Genomic DNA, 24,509 nt, shown 5'->3' on the forward strand with positions numbered 1-24,509 from the left:
CTGCTTCAGCCTGTCACTGTTTCGGCCGACATTCTTTCGAATATGCTGTTCTCATAAACGATGAGGTCGCGGCTTACGGCCAGAGCACGATAGAAATCGCCTAGCGACACTTTCCCGGCATAGCTCGCACATAGACTTTTTGCCTCAGGCGTTTCGACCACACCGATCAGGTCTTGCAGGTGAGCCAGAATCGTTTCCTGATGTTCCGCAATCTTGTCCGGCTCGAGATAAGCCAACATGGTGACGAAATACAGCCGACGCGCAGGTGTATTCGCCTGTTCGGGCGACATGATATCTTTTCCGCGTAGCAGAGATACATCGTTTTCCAGCGTCAGGCTGGAACGCCCGCTGCTGACAATGACCGCACCGTTGATCACAACCTTCTCGCCGTCTTTCAAACTAATTCTGAGCATAAGTCTCATCCCCGTTGGTTCGATACTATTATAGTGGATGCGGCGCAGGGCCGGAGGACAAGGTGGGAAATTTTTGCCGCTTTTGGATTTAGCCTTGCGTCATCCTAGAATAGTAATGAGGCTCGGCGAGAACTGCCGGAGCCATGTGACAGGAGCGAAAAATCCATGAGCCTATATTCCGCACTATATGCAGGGGTCTCCGGCCTTAGCGCCCAATCTTCGGCGATGGCGACCGTTGCCGACAATATTACCAATATCAATACTGTGGGATATAAAGGCACTGAAGCCGACTTTCGCACGCTGGTTACCGATGGGCGTTTGAAGTCGAGCTATTCCGCAGGCGGCGTAGCGATGTCGCCGCGTGCGACAATATCCAAACAGGGTCTGCTGCAAGCCGCATCCGCTTCGACCGATCTCGGCATCGAAGGCAAGGGCTTCTTCGTAACCCGTACTGGTCCTGAAGCCGATAGCGGGGTGGCTTTCACTCGCGCGGGTGCTTTCCGGCCCGATGACGAGGGCTATCTGCGCAACACCTCCGGATATTATCTCCAAGGCTGGCGGCTCGACGCGCAAGGCGATTATGTCAATAACGGTAGCCTCAATGATCTTCAGCCGATCCGGGTTAGCGAACTGGCTGGCACCGCAGCGGCATCGACCCGGATTGCCATGCGCGCGAACCTCCAATCTACCCAGACCGTAATGACCGGATATGTCGCCGGAACGATGGCGAATGGTACGACCACACCACAATTCAGCCGCGCTGTTGAAGTGTTTGATGCTCAGGGCGGGTCGCATACCGTCACTTTGGGTTTCGTCAAAACCGGACCCAATGTCTGGCAGGGTGAAATATATGCCGATCCCGGCGAAGTGACAGCGCCAGGCGGACTGCTTGCCAGCGGTACGATCCAGTTCAACCCCGATGGCAGCCTCGACCTTGCTTCTTCCTCTCCCGCATTGTTCGACACCCTCAACATCACGTATACCAATGGCGCTGCTGCGCTCCCGATCAATCTGCAACTGGGTAGCCAGGACGGGCTCGACGGGCTGACGCAATTCGGCGGTCCATCAGCAGTGATCGCATCGGCCACAGATGGAGGTATGCTGGGCGAGATTTCCTCTGTCGAAATCAGTAGGGACGGATTGGTCAGCGCGATCTTTGCCGATGGTACGGCGCGCGCTGTATTCCAGCTCCCACTCGCGGGATTCCCCAACCCTGACGGGCTGACCCGGCTGCCGGGCAATGCTTACTCGGTCTCCCAGGATTCAGGTACAGTTGCCATCAATGCGCCGGGTTCACTAAGCGGCGGGACGATTTCGGCTGGCACACTCGAAGCTTCGAACGTCGATCTCGCGACCGAATTCACCAATATGATCCGCTTTCAACGCGCCTATTCGGCATCATCGAAAATTATCACGACAGTCGATGACATGCTTCAGGAAGTAAGCGCTCTGAAACGCTAATCGCGCATCAGAAAGACTAATATATGTCGCTTAGTGAAATACTCAGTACCGCGGTTTCGGGCTTGGGTGCGGCCCAGGGGGGGCTGCGCACGGTATCGAGTAACATCGCAAATATCAATACGCCCGGTTATGCACGGGAACGGACCGTTACCACTAGCAACGCCGTCCAGGGAAGGGGAGCCGGCGTTATCGTCGGCGAACCGGCCCGAGTGGCAGATCGGTTTCTCGAAAGCGCCGTATACACAAGGAGCTCTGCTACCAGCGCAGCGGCGACCACCGCCAACTATCTTGCACGCCTCGATGCTGCCTTGGGAGAACCGGGTGCCGCGACCAGCCTGCCCGCCCGGCTCGATGCAGTCGAAGCGGCAGCGATCAGGCTGACTGGGACACAGGCAGGAAATCTGGCTGTTGGCGAATTTACCGACACTGTCGAAGATGCGCTGTTTTCGATGCGGCAATTCGCCACCGATATCGACCAGTTGAGAGGCGAAGCCGCGGTCGACATCGCGTCATCGATCAACCGCACCAACTCGCTGCTCAGCCAGGTGCACGAACTGAACGGGGAGATCGGCCAGCTGACGGCGAGCGGTCGTACTGCATCGGGGCTCGAAAACCGCCGCAATGCCGTGGTCGAGGAACTGGGTTCGCTCATAGCGATCAACGTCCGGCATCAGACTGGCGGGCGGCTGGAGATCGAAACCGCCGGTGGCACCACATTGCTCGATCAGCGCCTGCGGGTGCTGGATTACCCTCCCGACAATTCGGATCAAGCGCAAAAGGATTACCCCCCGGTATCGCTCCGTTTCGCTGGTGAAAATGGGACTCCCGGCCCGGCCACGGGTACGGTTCTCGATGGACCGGCAATCGGCGGTCGGATCGGTGCGTTGATGAGCCTGCGCGATGCACGATTGCCGCAGGTCGCTGACGATATCGCCCGTCTGCAACGCGGGCTGGCCGCGGCCTTGAACCAGGTCGCCAACGAAGCGACTGCCTCTCCTCCTCCCACGGTCCTGGAAGGGCGAGCTACCGGGCTTGCAGGCAATGACATTGCCCGCTTCAGCGGCCGGGCGATCTTTGCCGTGACCGACCGGTCGGGTGTGATTACCGCCCGTACCGAAGTGGATTTCGATAGCTTGGGCGCCGCCGCTACGGTGGATGACGTCGTCGCCGTGATTAATGCCGGGCTCGGCGGGCGGGCGAATGCCAGCTTCACCGATGGCCAGCTGACCATCCGGAGCACAAGCGCCACCGAGGGCGTTGTGGTGGCGCCGGGCGATCCCCCTGCCATACGTGGCGGCAACGGGTTTGCCCATTTCTTTGGCCTCAACGATATTACACAAGGCACCGCGTCCAGCGTTGGTTCGGGCTTCACTGCTGCAGACCCACACGGTTTCGGCGCGGGCGAGACCGCTGAAATCGTGTTGCGCGACAGCGCCGGCCGCCTGCTTGGTCGCACCACCATGCGTGCCGACGATGGGTCGAGCTGGGGTGATATTGTCAGCAATCTCAATAGTGGATCGCTTGGCGGATTCGGTGCTTTTCGTTTGGCAACCGACGGACAGATGGTCTTTGATGCCAATCCGGCGACCGGTTCCACGGTTTTGTCCATCACCTCCGATTCCACCAATCGCCGTGCGACCGGAAACAGTTTCACGCAATTGTCTGGCCTGATACCGCGAGATCCGGGCGTTGCCGATACCGATGTGAGAGCTGCTTTCCGAGACGATCCTAGCCGGGTCGGAATAGCATTTTTCGACACAAGCGCGGTGGTCGGCCAGCGCAGTGTTGGGGCCGGTGATCGGCGCGCCGCCAACGCATACAGCGCTGCGTTCACCGAGCGATACAACCTCGCAGAAAACGGTGCGCCGGCGACCCTTTCGGCCCATTCGGCGAATATTCTGGGTGCGGTCGGTAGCGCCGCCGGTCGGGCCAGCGACAATCTGGCGCTGGCCGAGGCGCGCCAGAGCGATGCGGTCAACAGGCGGGACAGTTTTTCAGCCGTTAATATCGATGAGGAACTGGCTCAGATGGTGATCCTGCAAAACAGCTACAGCGCAGCCGCCCGCGTCGTCAGCACCGCCAGCGAGATGTATGATACGTTATTGCAAATGGTCCGCTAACCCAAGGAAACATTCATGAATAGAGTTGCCACCATCCCGTTTCAGCAGACGCTGAGCGTAGCGTTTCAGCGGAGCCAACAACGTGCAAACGACCTGCAGCTGCAGATAGCCAGCGGCAAAAGCGTACAAACTTATGGCGATCTTGGTCAGCTGGCGCCGCGGAACATCTCCGCTCATGCGATGCTCACCCGGATCGAAGCATATTCCGACACCGCCAAAAGTGTTGGCACGACGCTGTCGCTTTACGATGCTCACCTCGGCAGAGCCAGCGATGCGGGGCAGTCCCTCAAGAACAAGCTGCTCGATGCCCTCGCGATCGGCGAGAGTATGGGCCTCGACCAAGAGATTGAGAATGGCTTTGCCGCCTTCACTGGGGCCATGAACGCGAGCGAAGGTGGCAACCCGCTGTTCGGCGGAACAAACACTGCGGAGTCGCCCTTCCGTCCGGAGACGCTCGGCGATCTCGCCGCTTATGATCGCAATACCGCCTTCGCCAACGACAGCATCCGCGCCAGTGCGACATTTCTCGATGGACAAAACCTAAAATATGGCGTGGTGGCAAATGCCGTCGGGGCCGATCTGTTCGATGCATTCAAGACCCTGGCCAGTCTCGGCCCCCTGAACGGCAAGCTGACGGACGCCCAGAAATCCGCTATCGATCAGGCAATCGGCGAACTCGATCGCGGGGTGGATACGGTTTTAGAAGCGCAGGGTGTCAACGGCGGCAACCAGACGCGGCTCGAGCGGCTCGAACGTCAAGGCGAGGACCGGCATATCCTGCTGACCGGGATCGTTGGCGAAACGGAAGACGCGAATCTGGCTGAGATTGCCGGTCAACTGGCGCAAACCCGGACAATGATCGAGGCGAGCTATTCGGTATTTTCTCAGCTATCGCGGCTTAGCCTGACACAATATCTGCGCTGACCCGCGTTCGGGCTGCTCAACCCTCTTTGTTCACCATCAGCAGGTCTGCATATTTGCCGGCCGGGCTGGCTCCGGGCATTTTTCCCAGCGCTTCGGCCAGCATCTGTGTATCGCGTTCTGCCACGGGCCCGGTGAGCGCGACAAAGGCTTCACCGTTAGGCAAGTTAGCGAAGCTGGCCCCGAATTCGTTACGCAGGCGCGCCAGTCCGGGCTCGTCTCCCAGCATGGCATGAGCCACAGCCTGGCGCAGCACTATCGTTTGTTCAAGCGCAGTCAATTGGCCGGGGCGCGGCAGAACGCGATCAGGATTGGCTGCCAGGGCTTGCCAATTGTGACGCCGCCATTCGATCTCGGCGGCAATGGCGGCGCTGTCGGGAATCGATTCGAGTATCGCCAGTGCTTCGTCCGTGCGGCCGATATTGGCAAGCGCGATCGCTTCTATGCGTTGCCTGTCCCACCGCATTTCCTCGGGAAACGGGATCGCTTCCGTCTGACGCAGGATCTTCATCGCCAGTGGCGCTTCGCCTGCCAGCACATAGAGCGTAGCCACGCGGATCGAAAGCGGACCCACGGTTATCCCCACCGCCCGCTGCAGCATCTGATGTTGGAGCAGGTCGGCGGCGCGGCGATAGAGCCCGGCCCGTTGAAGACGTGTGGCAAAATTGCTGGCCATCAGATCGCCTTCGGCACCGGCCGGGACCAGATCACGAAAGTCCCAAAACATACCGGCAGCCTTGAGCAGCGGAACCTTGCTGGCGGGTTGCAACGCCCCGGCCAAGCGGGTTTGCAAGGCGCGCAAAACCGGCAAGGTAGACGAGCTCTGCACGTGATAGCGTAACAAGGTAGCGCCTGCTTCCAAAGCTGCACGATCATCGCCCAAGGCTGTCGCAGTGCGATAGGCAAGCAGTGTAGCTCGCCGTTCCAATTTGTCGCCGCGCCAGCGATAGCGCACTTTGTTCGCCAGTTTGAGCGCCTTATTCAGATCGGGGCGACTTACAGCACCCCGCTCCATTGCAAATTCGGCCAAGGCAAGGCGCGCGGACAGGCGACGGCGTTCAACCGGTCCCGCTGCCGCAGCAAGCCAGACGCTCCGCGCTGCGGCATTTTTATTCATCCGTGCAGCAGCATAGCCACGAAGGATATTGGCCAGCTGATCATCCAGCGGCAAAGCTGACAGCCAGATATCGGCCTGCGGCGCATGACCGCTACCAATGGCGGCACTCGCCGCAGCGAAGATAAAGATATGCCGGGCTGCTCCCTTGCGCGCATTGATGGCGGGCAGAGCACAATTCATTTGTAAATAGGCCTGGTCGGCGAAACCGGATGAGGCCAGCGCGACCAACCGCCATGCGCAAGCTTCGGCTTGATTTGCCAACCGCGCAGTGCCGAGCAATTCGATACCTTCCCCATATCGTCCCATGCCAATGCGCGCGCGTGCCCGCGCCAAAGCGAATGACCCGGTCAGCGCCACGTCGGGTTCGTCGGAAGCCATTACTTCCAACGCGCCTTCGGCTTCAGCGAAGCGGCCGCTATCGATCATCGCACGGGCATAGTTCCACCGTGCCTCCTGCCTGGTGTCGGATGTGCTGGCCGCAATCGCGCGCCATGCCGTCGCGCCGCTGGCTGCTTGCCAATATCCCGGACCCATGCCGAGCCGCCGGGCCGCAAGCGTTTCGGCGAAGGGCGCCAATGCCTTGTCGGTGGCAGCGCCTTGCTGTCCCTGCTCGAATGGCTGGGGCGCGGCGCTGGCCGAATTTGCGAGTAGAACGAACGCCGCCGCGAAGCCCTTCATGTCCATAGCGCCATTATCGATGCTGCAGACGCAAGACCGGTGGAGACCACAAAAAGTAATGCGACGAGCCACATGGGAAAACCTTTGGCTTCGCTTGACGCGCGCGTGGGATCACTGTCACGCTGGCCGTCCGGGCCGCCGCTGTCTGCCTCTGACGATGGCACGTCCTCGTGCCGCCGGAGCGGTGTAGCGCTGCCAGCAACGATCTTGATTCCACCAGGTCTTTGGTCACCGCTCATATTGCTCCGCCTATTGGTCTGTTTCACTCCTATTATAGTAAGAAAGACGCGTCATTGCCTGATGACGTGCGTAATTCTGTCAGGAGCAAGCATGGCGAATATTCAGACAGCGTGGCTGGTTGCGATGAGCGTGGTTGTCGCGGTCCCTTCGGCGGCGGCCAGTCTGGCGAAGACTGACCCAGAAACTTTCGTAATGCTTGACCCGGTGTCGGTACCCATCATCGATGGCGGCCGACTAGAAGGAAGACTCGATTTTACGGTAGTGATTGCGGCCAGAGATAGCGCGTCGGCGGAGGATCTTGATGGCAATGTTGCAAAGCTGCGCGATACGCTTATCGACGCCGCACTCGATTTTTCGAGCCTCTATGCCAGCAGCAAGACGCCGGTCGATGCGAGGTTGCTGGTGGCCAAGTTACAAGCAGCAATGCTTGCGAAAGACCCTCGGGTGGCGGCGATTTATTTGGTCGATGTATCGGCTCGCCCCGCCTGATTGGGCATTGCCGCTCCACTCTTTGGTCGCGGCCCCGATGCTACCTTCTGTCCCGCAAGCGCCATGCTCAGACGCGCAGCATTGCCGGGACGCATCGCGGCCATAATCTGTGCGGTGGAGCGCTCGCGCATTCTTTTAGCCACTGCGATCTGCACATCAATGTCCAATTGCTCGAACACCAAGGCCGCCTGCTTAGGTTTCATTGACTGATAAATTCGGGCGAGTTGGTCGAATTCGGGCATTTCGGCCAGACCCCCAGGGCTTGCCGATTTGCCATTCTTGCGCCCGGCCTTGGCCGGCGCAGCTTTCTGTGCCCCCTGCGTCAGCTGCGCTGCGATCCGCGATTCCGTTGCCTTGGCCGCTTGCTCGCGCAGATCGAGCGCACGCTCCCGCTCGCGTGCTGCACGGTCTTTTGCGGCAATTTCCGTACCGATTGCGGTACCTAACCGGGTTGGCGGTGATTGCTTTTCTTCCGTAGCTGCGAGCGCCGTGGCAATGCCGGATAACCCGGTGGCACTGGCCAAAAACAAGAGGAGTGTGGGACGGATCATGGTCATACCGTTAATACCTTTGCAGTTTCGGTCTTTGCTACGGTTTTTGTTTTTCTAGCATCATTGCCGTTTTTTCGTGGACCGCTGGTTCGGCTTCGAGCCTTCGGCTTGCCCGCTGCGATCGGTTTTTCAGTTTTCGCGCGGAGTTCACTGGCATCGCCTTCGGCATCGACAACATTGTCATTTTTGCTTGGACGGCTGGTTCGGCTTCGAGCCTTGGGCTTGCTCCCTGCGACCGCTTTTTCAGTTTTCGCGCGGAGTTCACTGGCATCACCTGCGGCATCGACAACATTGTCATTTTTGCTTGGACGGCTGGTTCGGCTTCGAGCCTTGGGCTTGCTCGCCGCGACCTGCTGTTCAGTTTTCGCGCAGAGCTTCCGCGCATCGTCTGCTGCATCAACGATTCGTTCAGCCATGGCGTTGGCGATCCCGACCAGCACACCTAGTTCTTCATGGATTTCCTTGCTTTCGCTCAGTCGCTGTACGCAATTTCTGGCGTCACCAGTCAGCGTAACTTTCAATTCGTCCAGCACGATGTGCGCCTGCCCTGTCGCCCGGTCCAGTGCTGTTACCAGCTGCCCCAATTCCGCGCCCTGTATCCGATCGATGCTGCGCATCATACGTACGCTCTGGACCAGCACGGCCAGGCAAAGGATGATGGTCACAAGATTGATTGACATAGCGAAAGTCATGATCGGATTCTCCGGGTTACATCGCCGCACAAAGCGACAGCTATTTTGGCGCGGCGTTGCCCAATATGGGCTTGAGCCAGCGATTGTCCTGCGCTTTGAACGTCGACCGGGTGGTCGGGCGTCTGGCCAAGAGAAACCGTCTGACCCACCTGCAGGCTCTCGATTTCGGACAGGGTCATCGTGCGTTCGCCTAATACGACATCCAGTTCCAGTTCGGTCTGTCGGACCTGATCGTCCATATGCTGCAGCCAGCTGCGATCACCACCGACATTTTCGCCCATGAAGCGCCGGATCAGCTTCGACTTTACCGGTTCGAGCGTGGCGGAAGGAAATAGCACGGTAAACGGACCGCCGCGGCCATCCATATCGATACGGAAGGTCGCGGCACTGGCGATATTCGAAGGGCTAGCGATCGCTGCGAAGCGTGGATTAGACTCGATTCGCTCAAGCTCGAGAGTGATCGGCGAAACAGGCTGGAACGCTTCCGCCAGATCCTCCAGCATCAAGTTGAGCATCTTTGATACCAGCAGCGTTTCGATGGAAGTGAAGCCCCTGCCATCAATCATCTGGCTGGAATTGCCCTTGCGCCCTCCCAATAGGGCATCGACCACGGCATAGATCAGCCCGGAATCCACTACGATAAGACCGTAATTCTCCCATTGGGGTACCTTGAATACCCCAATCATGGCGGGTAATTGCACCCGGTTCATGAAATCGCCAAAGCGAACCGTTTCAATATCGTCGAGAGAGATGTCGATCGCATCGGACGTCAGATTACGCATATTGGTGGCAAAGGTTCGCACCATGCGCTCACAGACGACTTCCAGCACTGGTAGCCGTTCATGGATAATGATGCGGCTTTCGATCACCGCTCTCAGTCCTTGCTTTACGTCGGTTTTCTCTTCCGAGCCGCCGAACAGCGCGTCGATATCAGCCTGAGCGAAGGTAGAATCCTCTCCCTCGGCTCCGCTTACTGCCGATGGCGATTCGGGCAGATCGAATTCAACGAAGTCGTCGCCATCTGTGCCGCTTTCTATACTCATTGCTGGATCAAATCCTGTACCAGAACGCCGCGAACCTTGTCTTGGCCGACGATGCCGACGGTGCGCAGCAGCAATTCTTCCTTCAGTCGGAACACTGCGGCGGATCCCGATATATCTTCTGGCCGCAACTCTCGCAGGAATGGCTGATAGGCATCGATAATATTCGGCAATGCGGCGGTTATATCTTCGCTAGCGGCTTCGTCGCTCGGTTCGATTACCAGCCTCAGTTTAAGGAACCGAGCCTGCCCGTCTGGCGAGCGCAAGTTTACGACCATATCGGGTACGTCCACGCCGGGTATATGGTCGCCAGCGGCTACATTCTCACTATGCTCGGTCTCTTCTGAACCGAGCAGGGCAAATATACCCGCACCGCTTGCAGCCAGTATGAGTACCGCTGCGCCGAGCGCGATAAGCTTTTGCTTTTTTGAAAAGCGTGGCGCTTTCTCATCTGTGCCCGCCGAGGTGGGTTCATCGATTTCAGCATCGCCAGGCTGGTCGGTGTTCGTTGCTGTCACATCGTTAGCCATCGCATCCCCCTATAGAGTAAAAAACTTGTCCGGAGGCAGTCTGCCCGCCGGTCATGCATCTATTATAGGACAACAGCCCGGCAATATTTTCCGCTTGCCGCAATTTTTTCTCGCCACCTTGAGGAGGCAATGATGGATCTTTCTGCGTTAATCCTGCTGAGCCAAGAGCAAGCCTTGCGGCGGCGGCTCGATGTCGTGGCCAATAATATGGCAAACGCAACCACCACTGGCTTCAAACGCGAACAGCCGCTGTTCCAGCAACATGTCGATCGCAATGCCGGGGCACCTGATGGGGCCCTACGCGGCGCATCGTTTGTGCTCGATTACGGCACGGTCCACGATACCAGTCAAGGCGTCTTTCAGACGACCGGCAACCCCCTCGATCTGATGATCGAGGGGCCAGGCTATTTTGCAGTCGATGACGGACGCGGGGGCACCGCCTATAGTCGCTCGGGGCATCTGCAGATACTTGAAAGCGGGGAACTGGGCACAGCAAGCGGGCACCGAGTGCTCGACGATCAGGGGCGGGCGATCACCGTTCCGGCCACCGGCACAGCTGGCCTGACCGTCCGCGCCGATGGTACGCTGGAGGGCAGTGATGGGCCGCTCGGTCGGATCGCGGTGACTGTTTTTGACAACGAGGCGACCGTCGATCCGCAAGGCGATGGCCTGTTTTCAGGGCTTGGCGGCCGTGTGCTCGATGCGGCGGATACGCGCATCGCAGCGGGTGGCGTGGAAGGGTCTAACGTTCAACCGATCGCGGAAACAACTGCGATGATCGACATCCTGCGTTCTTATCAGAGCAGCGTGAAGCTGGCCGATGCCATCAATGATATGCGCAAGCGTGCGATCGAACGGCTCGGCCGCGCCAGCTGACATCTTCTTGGTTCAATTCGTTTGAAAGGAAAAATTTATGCGTTCTTTATCTATCGCCGCGACCGGTATGCTGGCCCAGCAAACCAATGTGGACGTAATATCCAACAACATCGCCAATATGAATACGACTGGCTTCAAACGTCAGCGGGCTCAGTTCCAGGATCTGCTATATCAGCAGGTTTCTCGTCCTGGTGGCGCATCGGGTGGCGGATCCGCGATATCTCCTACCGGCATTCAGGTTGGCTCGGGCGTGCGCACCGGCAGCATCTACCGTATTGCCGAACAGGGCACGTTGGCGCAGACCGATAACCGCTATGATGTAGCGATTCAGGGCCTCGGCTATTTTCAGGTCCAGCTGCCCTCGGGCGAGATCGGATATACCCGCGATGGCGGATTCCAATTGTCGAGTGAAGGAGAACTGGTCACTGCCCAAGGCCTGACGGTGGAACCGCCGGTAACCGTTCCGCAGGGTGCACTCGACGTGGTGATTTCAAAAACCGGCGAGGTTCAGGTCAAGCTGGCGGGTGAAGCCGAAATGCAGACTGTCGGTCAGCTGGAACTGGCCAGCTTCGTCAATGAAGGCGGGCTCGAAGCTGTGGGTGACAATCTGTTCCTCGAAACCGCTGCATCGGGCGCGGCCAATGTCTCGCAGCCCGGCGAGCCCGGTTTCGGTACACTAGCGCAGGGCTTCGTGGAAGCTTCCAACGTCAATCCCGTGGCGGAAATTACCGCGCTCATCACTGCCCAGCGCGCGTATGAGATGAACAGCCGCATTGTGAAAACGGCAGACGAAATGCTGGCCACCACCAGCCAGCTGCGTTGATCATCATGCTGCGTTCAATCAGTCTGGCTTTGGCCTCCCTCAGCGTGCTTGCCTCTAGCCCGGCCTGGTGCGATCCCGGTGAAACAGCGGAAGCTGCTCCGCTCGGAGTGGAGCGCGGAGATGGTGTTGTACTGCTGTACCGCTCCGGAATGCTCGAGATTCGTGCCGATGGGCGCGCTCTGAGCAAGGGCGCTAAAGGTCAGCAAATACGCGTGTTCAATCAGGCGACCCGCCGGACAATTTCGGGCGTGGTCGAAGGCCCGGGTATGGTTGTCATAGAGGCCGCGCCGTCGGCCAGAGGGAGTTGGTAATGAGAATCGTAAGTATATTCGCCATGGCGGCGTTATTGACCGGCTGCGGCACCGTCGGGCGGATCAAGCAGATCGGGCTCGGCCCGGCCATGAGTCCGGCGGAGAACGCAGTGGCTCCGGCCATAGAAAGCTCGATCGGGCGGTCGAATGGACGTGACAGGGTTAATCCCGTCGCGGCCCAGCAGCAAGCTGGGGCAGCTTCGCCGGTGCCGCCGCCAGCGCAAAGCGCATCTTTGTTCCGCGATGGTGCAGGATCGCTGTTTCAGGATCAGCGGGCGCGAAGAATCGGCGATATTCTGACGATCCACGTGTTGGTGGCAGACAGTGCCAGCTTTGCCAATACTACCAGTCGGCAGCGCAATGGATCGGAAAGCGCCGGCATTGCCTCGCTGTTCGGGCTCGACAAGCTCTTGCCCGGGGATCCATCCAAGCTGGTCAACGCAAACAGCGGATCGAACAGCGGCGGGCAAGGTCAGACCGCACGTAACGAATCGATCGACATGACGTTGGCTGCAATCGTAGTCGATGTTCAGCCCAATGGTAATTTGGTCATCCGCGGCAAACAGGAAATGCGCGTCAACTATGAATTACGAGATTTGGTGATTACCGGAATTATCCGGCCGCAGGATATCTCCCGTGATAATACGATATCGCATACCAAATTGGCCGATGCCCGGATCGCCTATGGCGGACGTGGACATCTGACGGATTTACAGCAAGCCCGCTACGGCCAGCAGATCTTCGATACGCTGTTTCCATTCTGAGTGGGGCTATCCGGTGCATATTCTGCGATATGATGGTTAACGTGCTATAAATCTTTGAAAAATGACCCACTCACGCCAACCGCCCGGGGAATTTTCCTATAATGAAATACGAGCGAAATCGTTCGTCGCTAGGTCGGCGTTTTCGGCCTGGGTCGCAGAAAGCGGCTCAATATCTCAGAAGGGAATGAATAATGGCATTTACTGTCAATACTAATACCGGTGCAATGGCGGCTCTCCAGAGCCTTAACCAGACCAACCGTGGCATGTCGATGGTACAGAGCCGGATCAATACCGGTCTCAACGTGGCTTCGACCAAGGATGATTCCGCCAAGTTTGTCATCGCGCAAAAGCTGCGCGGCGACATGGCGGGGTTCCAGGCAGTTACTTCTTCGCTCAACAATGCGAAGAGTGTAACTGATGTTGCGGTGGCGGGCACAGAGCAGATTTCCGATCTGCTCAACCAGATGCGTGCCAAGGCTGTTGAAGCGTCCGATGGGGGCCTCGATGCTGCCAGCCGTTCTACCATCGCCGAAGATTTGACCTCGCTGAAGAAGCAGATCGGTACGATCATTTCTTCTTCGGAATTCAACGGAGTCAATCTACTCAAAACCGGTGGTGGTACGGTTGGTGCACTGAAGTCTGTCCAGGACGGCGATGGCGCAACTGCCGGCTATCAGGCCGATACGTTGACTGTGGCCAATACCGGTCTGCAGGCGACCATCGAGGCCGCTCAAGGCACCGGTGGTACCGGCGGCGGACTCGGGGCTGCTGGCGCGGCCATCACTCTGGGCACCGCTACTGCAGCTGCAGAGCTGGTCGACGACATCGACAACATCGTCACGAGCGTCAAAACCCAGCTGTCAACGCTGGGTTCTACATCGCGTACGGTTGATGCGCAGCTTACTTTTACCAGCAAGCTGTCGGATGTGGTCGAAGCCGGTATTGGTAACCTCGTGGATGCGGATCTTGCCAAGGAATCGGCGAAACTGCAGGCGCTTCAGGTCAAGCAACAGCTTGGCGTTCAGGCCCTGTCGATCGCAAACCAGGCACCGCAGTCGATCATCTCGCTATTCCGTTAAGCGCATTCGCGCAATAGCCGCTTCGGCGGTTTGACGAATATGGTTTGATCGGAGGCCGGGCAATTTTTTGCCCGGCCTCACCCACCGGCAAAATACCGGGCTTTTCATGAGAGGGAGTAAGAAAATGACGATGCAGTTCACGAACCAGGCCAGCGTTGTTCGCCCCGAAAACGTTAACATGTTGGAAAGATTCACTCGATCGCGTAAAATCAAAGATCGCCTTGGTAAAATGCACCTTGTTCTGACATTGAAACGTGAGGGGCCTTCCTCGCTGGCTACGATCACGCGCAAAAGTGACTACGAGGCAGAACGCCCGATCATGCTCTCCACACATGGCATGGAATTGCTCGCTGCCTATTTGATGGCCGCCCGTTATTCTGGCTCTACGGCGTTGCCACCCGAACAGGCATCCGACTGCAGCGGGCTGCAGATGGCACTGGTACAAAAGGTACCGGTGGCCGAGGTGGTCGTTTCGCTAAAGGACGGCGACCAGATGCTAGCATTGCCTGAAACTGTGTGGGAACAGCTGAGCACCGAGCTGCTGCTGACTTCCAGTCACGTCCGGGCACTAGATCATCCTTAAGCTTGCACGGCAGAGCCTCAGCCCTCAATTGATATAACCGTGAAAACGGGCGCGCTTATGATCGCGCTTTCGCTTCCAAGCAAAACAGCACCCCCCCCTGACTTTGAGTGTTAGACGCAGCATCGAGACAAGAGAAAGCCCGGTATCCGTCAGCGGATACCGGGCTTTCTCTTGTTCTAGAAATATGTTTGCCGCTAGCCGGAAAGAGCGACAGAGAGCAGCTTGTCGGCAGAAACCTGCTGGCCGCCAATGGTCAGCATGAGCATGCCGTTGACCTGGCTGACACCCTCGACCAGACCGACCGCGCGCAGCTCTGCCGGAATCGGCCCGCCGCTGGCGTCCTGCGCCAACAACTCCAAGCGATAGGCGCCCTTTGGCAGCGCCACGCCCGTGTCACTTTGGCCGTCCCAGGTGAATGTCCCGGTCCGGTCATTGCTGTCGAGCTGTCGCGTGGCGACGACCTTGCCCGCACTGTCAGTCACGCGGGCGCTGAGCGCTGTGGGTGAATAAGGCAGCTGCCACTGCCACTGGGAATTCACACCGGCACCGCCGCCAGTTTCATTCCCCTCGACCGTGGCTTCCCGTCCAATGAAGCCAGCAGCTTGAGCCAACGAGTCGACGCTCAGACGGGCCAGGATCTCGTTCAGCGTTCCGGTCTGCTGGATCGACTGTTCGACCTGTGAAAATTGCACCAGCTGCTGCGTGTATTGCGCCGTATCCATCGGCGAAAGGGGATCCTGGTTTTGCATCTGTGTGGTCAGCAATTTCAGAAACATGTCGAAATCACCGTTTAATTTGGTCGATGCCGATTGCGTCGACGGGGTCGCCGAACCGGTTGCGGCCAAAGCTTGATCGAAATTCATTATCTGCTCTCCTATGCGAGCATGTCGAGCCGCCCTGCGGCAGCTCGCATGGACCGCCTGTGTGGCGGAGGTGGAAGGGAAGAATCGTCGCTCTGATGGCGAGCGGATCCCGGATGTGCGGCATGGCTGTTGCCCTGCTGACGAGTGTGTCGCTGATCAGATGACCCGCCTTCAAAGCGGAAGCCTTGCGCATCGGTGCGGACACCGGCATCCTGCAGCGAACGTTGCAGTTCCCCGGCATCGCGTTTCAGCAGATCGAGCGCCATCGGCGTATCGGCACGCATTTGCACCCGCAGCGCGCCATCTTCGCCAAATTGCAGTTTGACATGGATCTTGCCCAGTTCAGCAGGATCAAGACGGACAGTGATTTCTTCGGCTCCATTTCGGAGCTGACGCAAAATGGTGACGCCCAGATCGCGGCCGATATGCTCGCCCCTGCTGCTCGTGATGAGCCCAGTTTCCGGGGTTGATTCCAATGGGTATGCGGATCGCGCCGCTGCAACATCGCCGATCTTTTTGTCAATGTCATGCTTGGCCTCGAGATACTGCGCGATTTCGAATCCTGAAGCTGGATCGGCCACCGTATTCGGCATCAACTTGGCCATATTATCGCTGGTGATCTGCAAGCCGCTCGGCAGCTGCGCGTCGGTGGAGACATCGCTTTTGGCCGGTTCAATTGCCGGCGCAGAGACTGGCAAGATTTGCTGTGTTGCGCCTTGGCTGTGCAATGGACCATATTTTTCAAACGCTGTCGGTAGATCACCGCCTAGTTGCAGCCGGGGCTCCGAACTTTCCGTCGTTTGTGGAGCAATATGCTCAATAGGCCGATGAGTGTTCAGCGCATCGGCCGGGGTTTGAGTTTCGCCGCCGGTGCCTTTGCCAGCATCTTCGGCAACGCTCGGCGGCAGCGCCATCATTTCCGCTGAAGGCGCTTGCGAAGCCGTTCCCGGGTCAGGCAAGCGGGGTTCGTCGGCCACCGCATCAGCAGCGATATCCGTACTGGTCACGATACTTTGTTGCTGAGGCAGCGCCATCACCTCCAGTGGGGGCGCTTGCAAAGCCATGTGCGGATCGGGCAGCTGCGGTGTTTGCGCTATGCTATTGGCATTGGCATCCGTGGTGTTCGCGCCACTCTGTTGCTGCGGCAAATAGGAAGCCATGTTCGTCGTGAGCTCACCAGCGGCAAGCAATGAAGAAGGTGGTTCGAATGATAACTCGGTATCGGCAATTTCTTCTGTGCTAACGGCCAGCGATGCCGACGAAATACCTGCTTTGAGCAGTGATGGGCCAAAAGATATTGATCCCGGCAAAAATATCGGAGTTTCCAGCGATGATAAAGATAATGATGAAGGTACCAGAGACAAATTACTATCACTGTCCGGCCCCGCGAGTATCTCTGCAAACCTTGCGTTAGAAGGAGCATTGACATCGAAATTAGCACCGGAATGGCTGGCTACACCGGACTGCGCGGACGCGGGAATGAATGATGTCATCGTCAAGAACCGGCGATCCTTCTACTAGCAATTAAAGTCATTATAGGAGATTGTCATCTCACCGGACGACTCAAGCCGCTACACCAAGCTGCGCCCGGCGCGTGATTGCGCCCAGCGAGCGGATTCTGACTCGGGGATGTATCTCGTTTTGTGAGACAATCATGGTTGCCGGCCGCACGCGTTCTATGATCGAACGAAGAAACGGCCGATGAGTCGGGCTGGTCAGGATGCAGGGAATCTCTCCCTCACTCGCCAAACGGTCGAACAGAATCCGGAACTGGGCGATGAATTCCTGCACCAGCGATGGGGCCAGTGCCAATTGCTGCGCGTCGCCCTCGCCCCTGATCGCCTCGGCAAATTCCATCTCCCATTCGGGCGACAGGGTCACCACCGATAGCGCTCCGTCCCGTTGCAGCGCGGCGCAAATCTGGCGCGACAGACGCACCCGGACATATTCGGTAATCTGGCCCAGGTTCTGTGTGGCCGGGACGGCTTCCGCCACGCCCTCCAGAATGGTCGGCATGTCGCGGATCGATACGCCTTCTGACAGCAGATTCTGCAGGATGCGCTGAATCCCCGAGACGGTGATCTTTTGCGGAACCAGATCAGCCATCAGCTTCTCTGCCCCGGTATGGACTTCGGTTAGCAATTTCTGCGTTTCTGCGTAGGACAGCAAATCGGCAAGATTGTCCTTGATAATTTCGGTCAGATGGGTGGTGACGACGGTCGAACCGTCGACCACAGTCAGGTTGCGGAAGCCGGCCTCGTCACGCAGATCGCGTTCGATCCAAAGTGCGGGCAAACCGAAGACCGGTTCCTTGGTCGCTTCCCCGGCCAGACCGGTACTCTCCCCGGTAGGGTTGATGACCATCAGCTTGTTGAGCCTGATTTCTCCGCGTCCCGCCTCTGTCTCGCGGATATAGACAATATATTCGCTGGCACCCAATGTCATGTTATCGAGAATCCGGACTTGCGGGAGGACGAAGCCGTAATCGGTCGCCAATTGACGCCGCAGAGCGCGAACTTGATCGTCGAGACGCGGCTCGCTTTGCGATCCGTCAATGATCGGCAGCAGGCCATAGCCAAGTTCGATCCGCACCGAGTCGATCGAAAGCATCGCAGAAACCGGCTCTTCTGCAGCCTCATCTTTCTGCGCGGTCAACTCCGCCTCGACTGAGGCTGCGAGTTTGGTTTCTTCCGCCAGGCGCTGCATTTTCCAGGCAGCAAACAGGCATAGCCCACCAATAGTAGCGAAAGGGATCAGGGGTAGACCCGGGATAACACCGAAAACCAGCATGAGCGCTCCGGCGATGCCGATAGCCTGTGGATAGCGTCCGAGCTGCTCGGACAGAGCGATGCCTGCCTTGCCCGCCATCCCGCCCTTGGAAACCAGCAGGCCTGCTGCAATCGACACGATCAGCGCCGGAATCTGGCTGACCAGGCCATCCCCTACCGTCAACAATGTGTAAGTATGAAAGGCGGTGGAAAAATCCACATCATGAATTGTAGTGCCGACGATGATGCCGACCAGGATGTTGACTCCGGTGATCAGCAATCCAGCGATCGCTTCGCCCTTTACGAATTTGGATGCCCCGTCCATGGCGCCGAAAAAACCGCTTTCGGATTCGAGTTCGGTGCGTCGCGCGCGCGCCTCATGTTCATCAACTATCCCGGCATTGAGATCGGCATCGATTGCCATTTGTTTGCCGGGCATGGAATCAAGACTGAAGCGAGCGGCTACTTCCGCGATCCGTCCGGCGCCCTTGGTGATAACCACGAAATTGATGATCACCAGAATCAGAAAGATCGTGAGGCCGATCACTGTCTGCCCGCCCATCAGGAATTCCCCGAACGCTCCGATTACGCCGCCTGCCGAATCTGGACCTTCGTGCCCGTTGCCCAGGATAAGCCGTGTGGAAGCCAGATTGAGTCCCAGGCGCAACATGGTGATGATCAGCAGGATCGTCGGAAAACCCGAAAGTTCCAGTGGCTTTTCGATGAACAGAACGGTCAGGAGGATCAAGACCGAAAAGGTGATGGAGATCGACAATCCAAAATCCAGAAGCCAAGCGGGCATAGGAAGGATCAACATGCTGATGATTGCAATCACCGCCAGCGCCAAAGTGAAATCGCGATTGGCGAGAATGAGCGCAGCCCAATGCCTGAAATTAAATTGGCGTTCCATTGATCTTATATTTCCTTCTGCCGATGCCGGCTCAGCGGGCAGGTTCGACTTGCATTCCGGCTTCGACGTACATCTTCAGTTTATTGCGCATTGTCCGCACAGAAATGCCCAGCACGGACGATGCCGAAGTTCGATTGCCACCACAGCGCGAAAGCGTTGACAGGATCAAATCGCGTTCGACATCGGCTACTGTATGGCCAACGAACGCTTTTATATTGTCGGCCATTCCACCAGCAATCGGAGAGGCATTCGCAAGGTTCAAATCTATTGTGTCGATGAGTTCGCCTTGGCAGGCCAAGCTGGCTTGCAGCAGAATAGTGCGCAATTCGTGAAGGTTGCCTGGCCAGTTATGTTTGGAAACCTGTTTCCTCGCCTCGGGCGAAAAAAAACGCTGCGGAAGACGATGTGCCTCTGCAATTTCTGCCAGCATGGAGCGGGCAATAGGTATGATGTCGCCCGCCCGCTCTCTCAACGGGGGCAGATCGATGGTGCCGCCAGCAAAGTATCGGTTAAGTTCGCTATCAAGGGTGTGATCAACTGCCTGGGAGTCGATAGATGCTACCACCCGTGGCGGGCTGTCCGGCGCACCGCTCGACGCCAGGCTATTTTCGTTCCGGATTGGCTGCTGCCGAGGGGCGTTCAACAATTTGATGCGAAGATCAGACGGCATATGGGCAATACCGCGCAGGTACAGAGTCCCGCCACTCGCCTCGGCTATTTGTCCAATTGCGTGTCCGTCCTCGCTCTCTCTGCCGAATAGAGATTGGCCTAGCGACCTGCCATCATCCGCGTGGCAATCGCATACGATGAATGGTCCATGGCGCCCGCTGTGCTGATGAATCGAGCGGGCCAGTGTCTCCCTGCCAGTGCCCATTTCTCCGCGCAGCAGGACAGGGCTATGCGTCATGGCAAGAGCCTGCGCTATCCTGAGCGTACGGATGAACGCAGGATCTTCGGCCACCAACTTCGTTTGGCGAGCAGCGACGCTCGCCAAGGCCGCCCCGATCAAGGCCGCGTCTGGTGGCAGCGGGATAAAGTCGCGTGCGCCTGCTCTGATGGCCGCCACCGCAGCGATCGGCGTTGCCGCCACGCCGCAGGCGATTACCGGTATCGTGCTGGCCAGCCGAGCTATCCCGGCGATCAGTCGCACCATGTTCGTGCCAATATCCGCGAGTACGAGATCGGCCCCGCGCAGACGGAGAAACTCCAATGCTTCATCATGCGTGTGGGCGATACTCGCCTGCGCGCCTGCCGCACTCGCAATCCTCGCTGCTTGACCCACGACCGAATCGGGCAGGCCAACGAGCATCAGGCGCATACGATGGCGGATCGCGTAGTTTGCAATCTCGGTCATTCCTCGTCCCGGCGTACTATTTCGGTGAGAGTGACGCCCAACAGGCCGTCGATCAACACAACTTCTCCACGAGCGATAAGACGACCATTTACCAGAATATCGACCGGTTCGCCCACCCGGCGATCGAGCTCGATCACGTGTCCGACTTTCAATCGCACCACGTCCGCCACCGACATTTTTGCCCGCCCCAGAATGGCCTGGATGGTGACCGGCACATCATAGACTGCATCCAGACTGGAGAGAGAATTTTCTATTTCGGTGACCGACGTAGATGCCGCAAATTCGACGGGAACGACGGGTTCAACAAGCGCCGTATCGTCCGGCTCAATAAATTCATCAGGAACGAAGCTGGGGTCCACTTCCATTTCGTCCGCCACATTGGTTTCGCTATCTGTGTTTTCGGTTGGCAAAATACTCTCCATCATGCGTTCATCCATTGGCGAATGACCGAAGCCGATTCAGCAGGACTCGATTGTACTGTTGCGCCGATCTTCTTGAGAGCGGACAGTTTGATGCTCCCTTCGACCTGGGCAAGTTCAATCCCTTCTTCGAGCTGGTTCACTTCGGCAGTGCGATCGCGCGCATCGATCAGAGCGCTGTCGCCCGAAGTAGCGCCGCCATCAGGTTGGTGCGGGGTCAAATCGATCGGATCATTTGTCCTTCTCTCGGACAGCTCGAGCGCTGTGGTGACATTTTTTTTGCCGCGGACCATTCGCAGCGCGACCAGTCCAACTGCCGCAATGAGGAGCAATTTGCCGAAATCGAGCATCACACCTATTGGCAAGTTGTCGATCAGGCTTTCCGCAAGGCCGGGCTCTTCTTCAGGTGCGGCAAAGGGCATCGCTTCGATCACCACACTGTCACCGCGCTCTTCGTTAAAGCCGACGGCACTTTCAACCAATGACTGAAGACGTTGCTTGCGTTCCTGCGGCAAGGACTTCGTATCGAGCATGACCGCAACGGTAAGCCGGTTTATCGCGCCCGGAGCCCGGATGGTAACAGTATTGCGCGAACTATTCTGATAGACAGTATCTTCGCTGGTTTCATTGCTGTTGGACAGTCGGCTATCACCGTCGCCGCCTTGCAGGTCGCCGCCATCGGGCAGCTGTTCGGATACTGTAGCCGCGCCGCCCGCTTGGGATTCGCGCGACTGGTCGCCTGCTTCCACTGAAATTTGGCGCTGGATAACTTGATTATCGGGATCGAAAGTCTGTGCTTCCTCGCGCTCTTGGTCGCGTTTTATGTCGGCCGTCACTTCCGCGCGGACTTTGCCGCGACCGACCAAGGGCTCGAGAAGCGATTCCACCTGGCTGCGGATGCGGTTTTCTACTTTCGTTTGCCGCTCGTCCGCCATGCTCGAACCAGCCGAACCGGCTTCACCGGCCCGAGCAAGCAATGCGCCGTTCTGGTCGACCACGGAAATGGCGTCAGGTGACAGTTCGGGTACAGAAGCGGCGACCAGATACCGGATCGCGTCAACATTCTCTGCCGAGAGTCTACCAGCGGTTTTGACGGTCACCGCCGCGCTGGCCTTGCGTTGTTCGGCCGCGAATAAGGCGCGTTCGGGCATCACAATGTGAACGCGTGCGCTCGAAATGTTTCTCACCGTGGCAATCGAGCGCGCCAGCTCGCCCTGGATTGCGCGGGTTTCATTCAAGCGTTCGCGCGCCGCGCTGATTCCGAAAGGCTGTTGCTCGTCGAGAACCTCGAAGCCGATCTTCCCGCCGAGCTGTTCACCGGCCATCGCCATTCGCAATTCGGCAATATGTTCACGCGGAACCATGACCGCCGTTCCGTCGGCCGTCAGTTCGAACGGGATGTCCTGTGTTTGCAGCTTTTCGACGATTGCCTGGGCAGAAGACGGTTCAAGATCGGTATACAGATAACCCATCTGCCCGCTAGCGCGCGATCCGACAGCAACGTAAGCGAGCGCGGCCATCAGCATCACGGCTACTACTGCCATAATGATGAGGCGTCGCGAGCCGAACTGAGTGGTAAAATTCCTTAGACCTTCCAACTTGCCCTCCCAAGGCGCTTAGATATTCATGAGGAATATCCCCGCGATTTCATTATAGGACAGGTTGAGGCGGCAGGTTTTGCCGGGGCGGAAATTTTTGCCGCATCGGCTGACTTTGTCGGATATTCATGCAACTTGGGTGAAAGCGAGGCCGAGAGCGCCTCGCATTTGACCGCATGCAGAATAACGCCCGAACGCATTCATGGTTCGCGCATTTGCTCCATCTCGGCTTCGATCGCGGCCTTGCGAGCCGCCGCATCGAGGATCATGGCACCGCAATCCCATTCCAGCGCGGCATCACCGTGTTCGATCTTTGCATCGCCGACAACATGTAAATTGAGATTGCGCCGATCCTCGTTCTGGCGCGCGGCGATACGCAATTCTACTTCATCGCTCAGGTCGGGATGGACCCGCACGGTAATCTCGCTGCCTCGCGTAATTTCCAGCAGGATCTTTCCGATGGCTAAGTCAATCGCCTGCCCCGGATCCGCCTCAATCGCTCGCCCAGCGAGCAATTCCGCAGCGGCAAGACCCAGTTCGGCCGCTTGTTGCGTTATGGTGTGCAAGATTCGTTCGCGGTCATCCTGCTCGATCTCAATTCCCGCTTGAAGCGCGTCGATCGCGGCCAGGATCGCTTCGTCGCGGTCTTGTCGTGCGTGGGTCAATCCGGCCTCGAATCCTTCGCTTCTTGCGCGGGCGATTTCGCGTTCCCGGTCCTCCGACAGCGCCGCAAGTTCCGTTCGCAAAGCCTGCGCATCGAGCGCAAAGTCTGCAATATTCACGTCTGAGGATGAGAAACAGCGATCGAATGAATATGCTTGGATGCTCATGGCCTAGTAAACCATCGCGTCGTCGGATTTTGGATCGACGAGCACGATTTCTCCGCGGTCAGCCAGATTCTTGGCCAGGCGGATCAGTTCACTCTGAGCCTCGTCGCATTCGCGCGCGCGCACCGGTCCCATCGATTCCATCTCGTCCCGCAGCAACTTGGCCGCGCGGTCGGTGAGCGCTCCAAAAAACACCTCCTTGATATTTTCGGGTGCGGCCTTGAGAGCGAGCGCCATGATCCGCTTGTCGGCTTGACGAACGACGACCGCCACCGATGCCGGGAGCAGATTGGCAAGATCTTCGAAAGTGAACATCAATTGCCGGATCCGGTCCGCTGAATCGGGTATTTTTGCTTCCAGCGCGGTCAGCATCGTTTCTTCGGTCTGGCGGTCCATTGCGTTGAAAATATCCGCCATGCTTTCATGGGGATCGCGCTTCTGCGTGCGAGACAGATTGCTCATGAACTCGTGCTTCAGAGTATCCTCGATTTGAGTAATTATTTCCTTCTGTACATTGTCCATCCGCAACATTCTCTGGATCACATCGACCGACATCGTGCCGGGCAATTCGGAAATCACCCGCGCTGCATGTTCGGGTTTCAGGCGCGATAGGATCACGGCTACCGTTTGCGGATATTCGTTGCGGAGATAGGCTGCGAGTACCGTCTCGTTGACATTGGAAAGCTTGTCCCACATCGTGCGACCGGATGGGCCCCTTATGTCTTCCATGATCTCGCGTACGCGGTCGTCAGGCATCATTCCGATAAGCAGTCGTTCGGTGGATTCGTAACTACCGTGAAGCGAGGCCATACTGGCAACTTCACCGGTGAAATGGACCAGCAGATATTCCGCCACCGCTGCCGGAATCCGTCCCAGCTGCGCAATCGCGGCGGAGAGCTCCTTTATTTCCTCGGTCGATAGATGCTCCCAAATCGGACCACCATGTTCTTTCCCCAGCGCCAGCATTAATGCGGCCGCCCGCTGCGGGCCGTTGAATTTCTTCATTTCGGGCGGTTCGCCCAATGTTGCAGTGTCGACAGTCATGCAAGCCCCTTCAAAAACGGTCCGTGTAGCCGCCCGCA

At 57.9% G+C, this 24,509-nt stretch carries 26 protein-coding genes; 11 read left to right on the forward strand and 15 right to left on the reverse strand.

The genetic code is table 11. The features are described from left to right. Positions 1 to 5 precede the first annotated feature (5 nt). Positions 6 to 413 carry a flagellar biosynthesis repressor FlbT gene (locus AZE99_RS12670; protein WP_082788369.1) on the reverse strand — a complete coding sequence of 136 codons (408 nt, stop codon included), beginning with the start codon at positions 411 to 413 and terminating at the stop codon, positions 6 to 8. Between the two features lie 165 nt (positions 414 to 578). Between AZE99_RS12670 and AZE99_RS12675 the strand changes: the two genes are divergently transcribed. From AZE99_RS12675 to AZE99_RS12685, 3 genes are read left to right on the forward strand one after another with little or no spacing between them, the layout of a single operon-like run. Beyond that, positions 579 to 1,874: a flagellar hook protein FlgE gene (locus AZE99_RS12675; protein WP_082788370.1), complete on the forward strand. Its 1,296-nt coding sequence runs from the start codon at positions 579 to 581 to the stop codon at positions 1,872 to 1,874. Positions 1,875 to 1,897: 23 nt separating this feature from the next. Beyond that, the gene (locus AZE99_RS12680; protein WP_067201728.1) at positions 1,898 to 3,994 is read left to right on the forward strand and encodes a FlgK family flagellar hook-associated protein; all 2,097 of its coding nucleotides are present in this window, start codon (positions 1,898 to 1,900) and stop codon (positions 3,992 to 3,994) included. 15 nt (positions 3,995 to 4,009) lie between these two features. Continuing rightward, the gene (locus tag AZE99_RS12685; RefSeq protein ID WP_067201731.1) at positions 4,010 to 4,918 is read left to right on the forward strand and encodes a hypothetical protein; all 909 of its coding nucleotides are present in this window, start codon (positions 4,010 to 4,012) and stop codon (positions 4,916 to 4,918) included. 16 nt (positions 4,919 to 4,934) lie between these two features. On the opposite strand, the gene AZE99_RS12690 is transcribed toward AZE99_RS12685, so the two are convergent. Beyond that, complete coding sequence (locus AZE99_RS12690) at positions 4,935 to 6,710, reverse strand: hypothetical protein (protein ID WP_067201734.1); 1,776 nt, start codon at positions 6,708 to 6,710, stop codon at positions 4,935 to 4,937. Further along, positions 6,707 to 6,949: a hypothetical protein gene (locus AZE99_RS12695; RefSeq protein ID WP_067201736.1), complete on the reverse strand. Its 243-nt coding sequence runs from the start codon at positions 6,947 to 6,949 to the stop codon at positions 6,707 to 6,709. Before AZE99_RS12695 ends, AZE99_RS12690 begins: the two co-directional genes overlap by 4 nt. Positions 6,950 to 7,040: 91 nt before the next feature. On the opposite strand from AZE99_RS12695, the gene AZE99_RS12700 reads away from it, so the two are divergent. After that, complete coding sequence (locus tag AZE99_RS12700; protein ID WP_067201739.1) at positions 7,041 to 7,439, forward strand: hypothetical protein; 399 nt, start codon at positions 7,041 to 7,043, stop codon at positions 7,437 to 7,439. Here AZE99_RS12700 and AZE99_RS12705 read toward each other — a convergent pair. From AZE99_RS12705 to AZE99_RS12720, 4 genes are read right to left on the reverse strand one after another with little or no spacing between them, the layout of a single operon-like run. Then, positions 7,406 to 7,990 (reverse strand): MotE family protein, encoded by a 585-nt coding sequence (locus AZE99_RS12705; RefSeq protein WP_082788508.1) that lies wholly within the window; start codon positions 7,988 to 7,990, stop codon positions 7,406 to 7,408. The two genes, AZE99_RS12700 and AZE99_RS12705, sit on opposite strands and share 34 nt — an antisense overlap. Positions 7,991 to 7,992: 2 nt before the next feature. Then, positions 7,993 to 8,682 carry a DUF6468 domain-containing protein gene (locus AZE99_RS12710; RefSeq protein WP_067201745.1) on the reverse strand — a complete coding sequence of 230 codons (690 nt, stop codon included), beginning with the start codon at positions 8,680 to 8,682 and terminating at the stop codon, positions 7,993 to 7,995. Further along, positions 8,679 to 9,725 carry a flagellar motor switch protein FliM gene (gene fliM, locus AZE99_RS12715; protein ID WP_067201747.1) on the reverse strand — a complete coding sequence of 349 codons (1,047 nt, stop codon included), beginning with the start codon at positions 9,723 to 9,725 and terminating at the stop codon, positions 8,679 to 8,681. Before fliM ends, AZE99_RS12710 begins: the two co-directional genes overlap by 4 nt. After that, positions 9,722 to 10,252 carry a flagellar basal body-associated FliL family protein gene (locus AZE99_RS12720; protein WP_082788371.1) on the reverse strand — a complete coding sequence of 177 codons (531 nt, stop codon included), beginning with the start codon at positions 10,250 to 10,252 and terminating at the stop codon, positions 9,722 to 9,724. The genes fliM and AZE99_RS12720 overlap by 4 nt, the downstream gene beginning before the upstream one ends. 132 nt (positions 10,253 to 10,384) lie before the next feature. Here AZE99_RS12720 and AZE99_RS12725 point away from each other — a divergent pair, with 132 nt between their 5' ends. From AZE99_RS12725 to AZE99_RS12750, 6 genes are all read left to right on the forward strand, one after another. Beyond that, positions 10,385 to 11,128: a flagellar hook-basal body complex protein gene (locus AZE99_RS12725; protein ID WP_067201749.1), complete on the forward strand. Its 744-nt coding sequence runs from the start codon at positions 10,385 to 10,387 to the stop codon at positions 11,126 to 11,128. A gap of 37 nt (positions 11,129 to 11,165) precedes the next feature. Continuing rightward, on the forward strand, positions 11,166 to 11,951 hold the full coding sequence (gene flgG, locus AZE99_RS12730; RefSeq protein WP_067201751.1) for a flagellar basal-body rod protein FlgG: 786 nt from the start codon (positions 11,166 to 11,168) through the stop codon (positions 11,949 to 11,951). A gap of 5 nt (positions 11,952 to 11,956) precedes the next feature. Next, positions 11,957 to 12,262, forward strand: a complete 306-nt coding sequence (gene flgA, locus AZE99_RS12735; protein ID WP_156472256.1) for a flagellar basal body P-ring formation chaperone FlgA — start codon at positions 11,957 to 11,959, stop codon at positions 12,260 to 12,262. Then, positions 12,262 to 13,026, forward strand: a complete 765-nt coding sequence (flgH, locus tag AZE99_RS12740) for a flagellar basal body L-ring protein FlgH (protein WP_067201757.1) — start codon at positions 12,262 to 12,264, stop codon at positions 13,024 to 13,026. The genes flgA and flgH overlap by 1 nt, the downstream gene beginning before the upstream one ends. A 191-nt stretch (positions 13,027 to 13,217) precedes the next feature. Further along, positions 13,218 to 14,105: a flagellin gene (locus AZE99_RS12745; protein WP_067201759.1), complete on the forward strand. Its 888-nt coding sequence runs from the start codon at positions 13,218 to 13,220 to the stop codon at positions 14,103 to 14,105. Between the two features lie 124 nt (positions 14,106 to 14,229). After that, positions 14,230 to 14,688: a hypothetical protein gene (locus tag AZE99_RS12750; RefSeq protein ID WP_156472257.1), complete on the forward strand. Its 459-nt coding sequence runs from the start codon at positions 14,230 to 14,232 to the stop codon at positions 14,686 to 14,688. 194 nt (positions 14,689 to 14,882) lie between these two features. Here AZE99_RS12750 and AZE99_RS12755 read toward each other — a convergent pair whose 3' ends face one another. Next, positions 14,883 to 15,551 (reverse strand): flagellar hook assembly protein FlgD, encoded by a 669-nt coding sequence (locus tag AZE99_RS12755; protein WP_082788372.1) that lies wholly within the window; start codon positions 15,549 to 15,551, stop codon positions 14,883 to 14,885. A gap of 11 nt (positions 15,552 to 15,562) precedes the next feature. Further along, entirely contained in the window at positions 15,563 to 16,711 is a 1,149-nt protein-coding gene (locus AZE99_RS12760; protein WP_067201764.1) for a flagellar hook-length control protein FliK, read from the reverse strand. Here AZE99_RS12760 and AZE99_RS16300 point away from each other — a divergent pair. Beyond that, positions 16,710 to 17,072 (forward strand): hypothetical protein, encoded by a 363-nt coding sequence (locus AZE99_RS16300; RefSeq protein ID WP_067201766.1) that lies wholly within the window; start codon positions 16,710 to 16,712, stop codon positions 17,070 to 17,072. The two genes, AZE99_RS12760 and AZE99_RS16300, sit on opposite strands and share 2 nt — an antisense overlap. 42 nt (positions 17,073 to 17,114) lie before the next feature. On the opposite strand, the gene flhA is transcribed toward AZE99_RS16300, so the two are convergent. The 6 genes from flhA to fliG all read right to left on the reverse strand — a co-directional run bounded on the left by flhA (position 17,115) and on the right by fliG (position 24,471). Beyond that, positions 17,115 to 19,229, reverse strand: coding sequence for a flagellar biosynthesis protein FlhA (flhA, locus tag AZE99_RS12770; RefSeq protein ID WP_067201768.1), 2,115 nt, complete (start codon positions 19,227 to 19,229; stop codon positions 17,115 to 17,117). A 31-nt stretch (positions 19,230 to 19,260) separates the two neighbouring features. After that, entirely contained in the window at positions 19,261 to 20,583 is a 1,323-nt protein-coding gene (locus AZE99_RS12775; RefSeq protein ID WP_067201771.1) for a sigma-54-dependent transcriptional regulator, read from the reverse strand. After that, positions 20,580 to 21,008 carry a flagellar motor switch protein FliN gene (gene fliN / locus AZE99_RS15965; protein WP_231862612.1) on the reverse strand — a complete coding sequence of 143 codons (429 nt, stop codon included), beginning with the start codon at positions 21,006 to 21,008 and terminating at the stop codon, positions 20,580 to 20,582. The genes AZE99_RS12775 and fliN overlap by 4 nt, the downstream gene beginning before the upstream one ends. Then, a complete protein-coding gene (gene fliF, locus AZE99_RS12785; RefSeq protein WP_197460194.1) occupies positions 21,005 to 22,546 on the reverse strand; it encodes a flagellar basal-body MS-ring/collar protein FliF in 1,542 nt (513 codons plus the stop codon). Before fliF ends, fliN begins: the two co-directional genes overlap by 4 nt. 254 nt (positions 22,547 to 22,800) lie before the next feature. Then, positions 22,801 to 23,430, reverse strand: a complete 630-nt coding sequence (locus tag AZE99_RS12790) for a FliH/SctL family protein (RefSeq protein ID WP_067201777.1) — start codon at positions 23,428 to 23,430, stop codon at positions 22,801 to 22,803. Positions 23,431 to 23,433: 3 nt separating this feature from the next. Then, positions 23,434 to 24,471: a flagellar motor switch protein FliG gene (gene fliG / locus AZE99_RS12795; protein ID WP_067201789.1), complete on the reverse strand. Its 1,038-nt coding sequence runs from the start codon at positions 24,469 to 24,471 to the stop codon at positions 23,434 to 23,436. Positions 24,472 to 24,509 lie beyond the last annotated feature (38 nt).

Source organism: Sphingorhabdus sp. M41 (assembly GCF_001586275.1).
Taxonomy (GTDB): Bacteria; Pseudomonadota; Alphaproteobacteria; order Sphingomonadales; family Sphingomonadaceae; genus Parasphingorhabdus.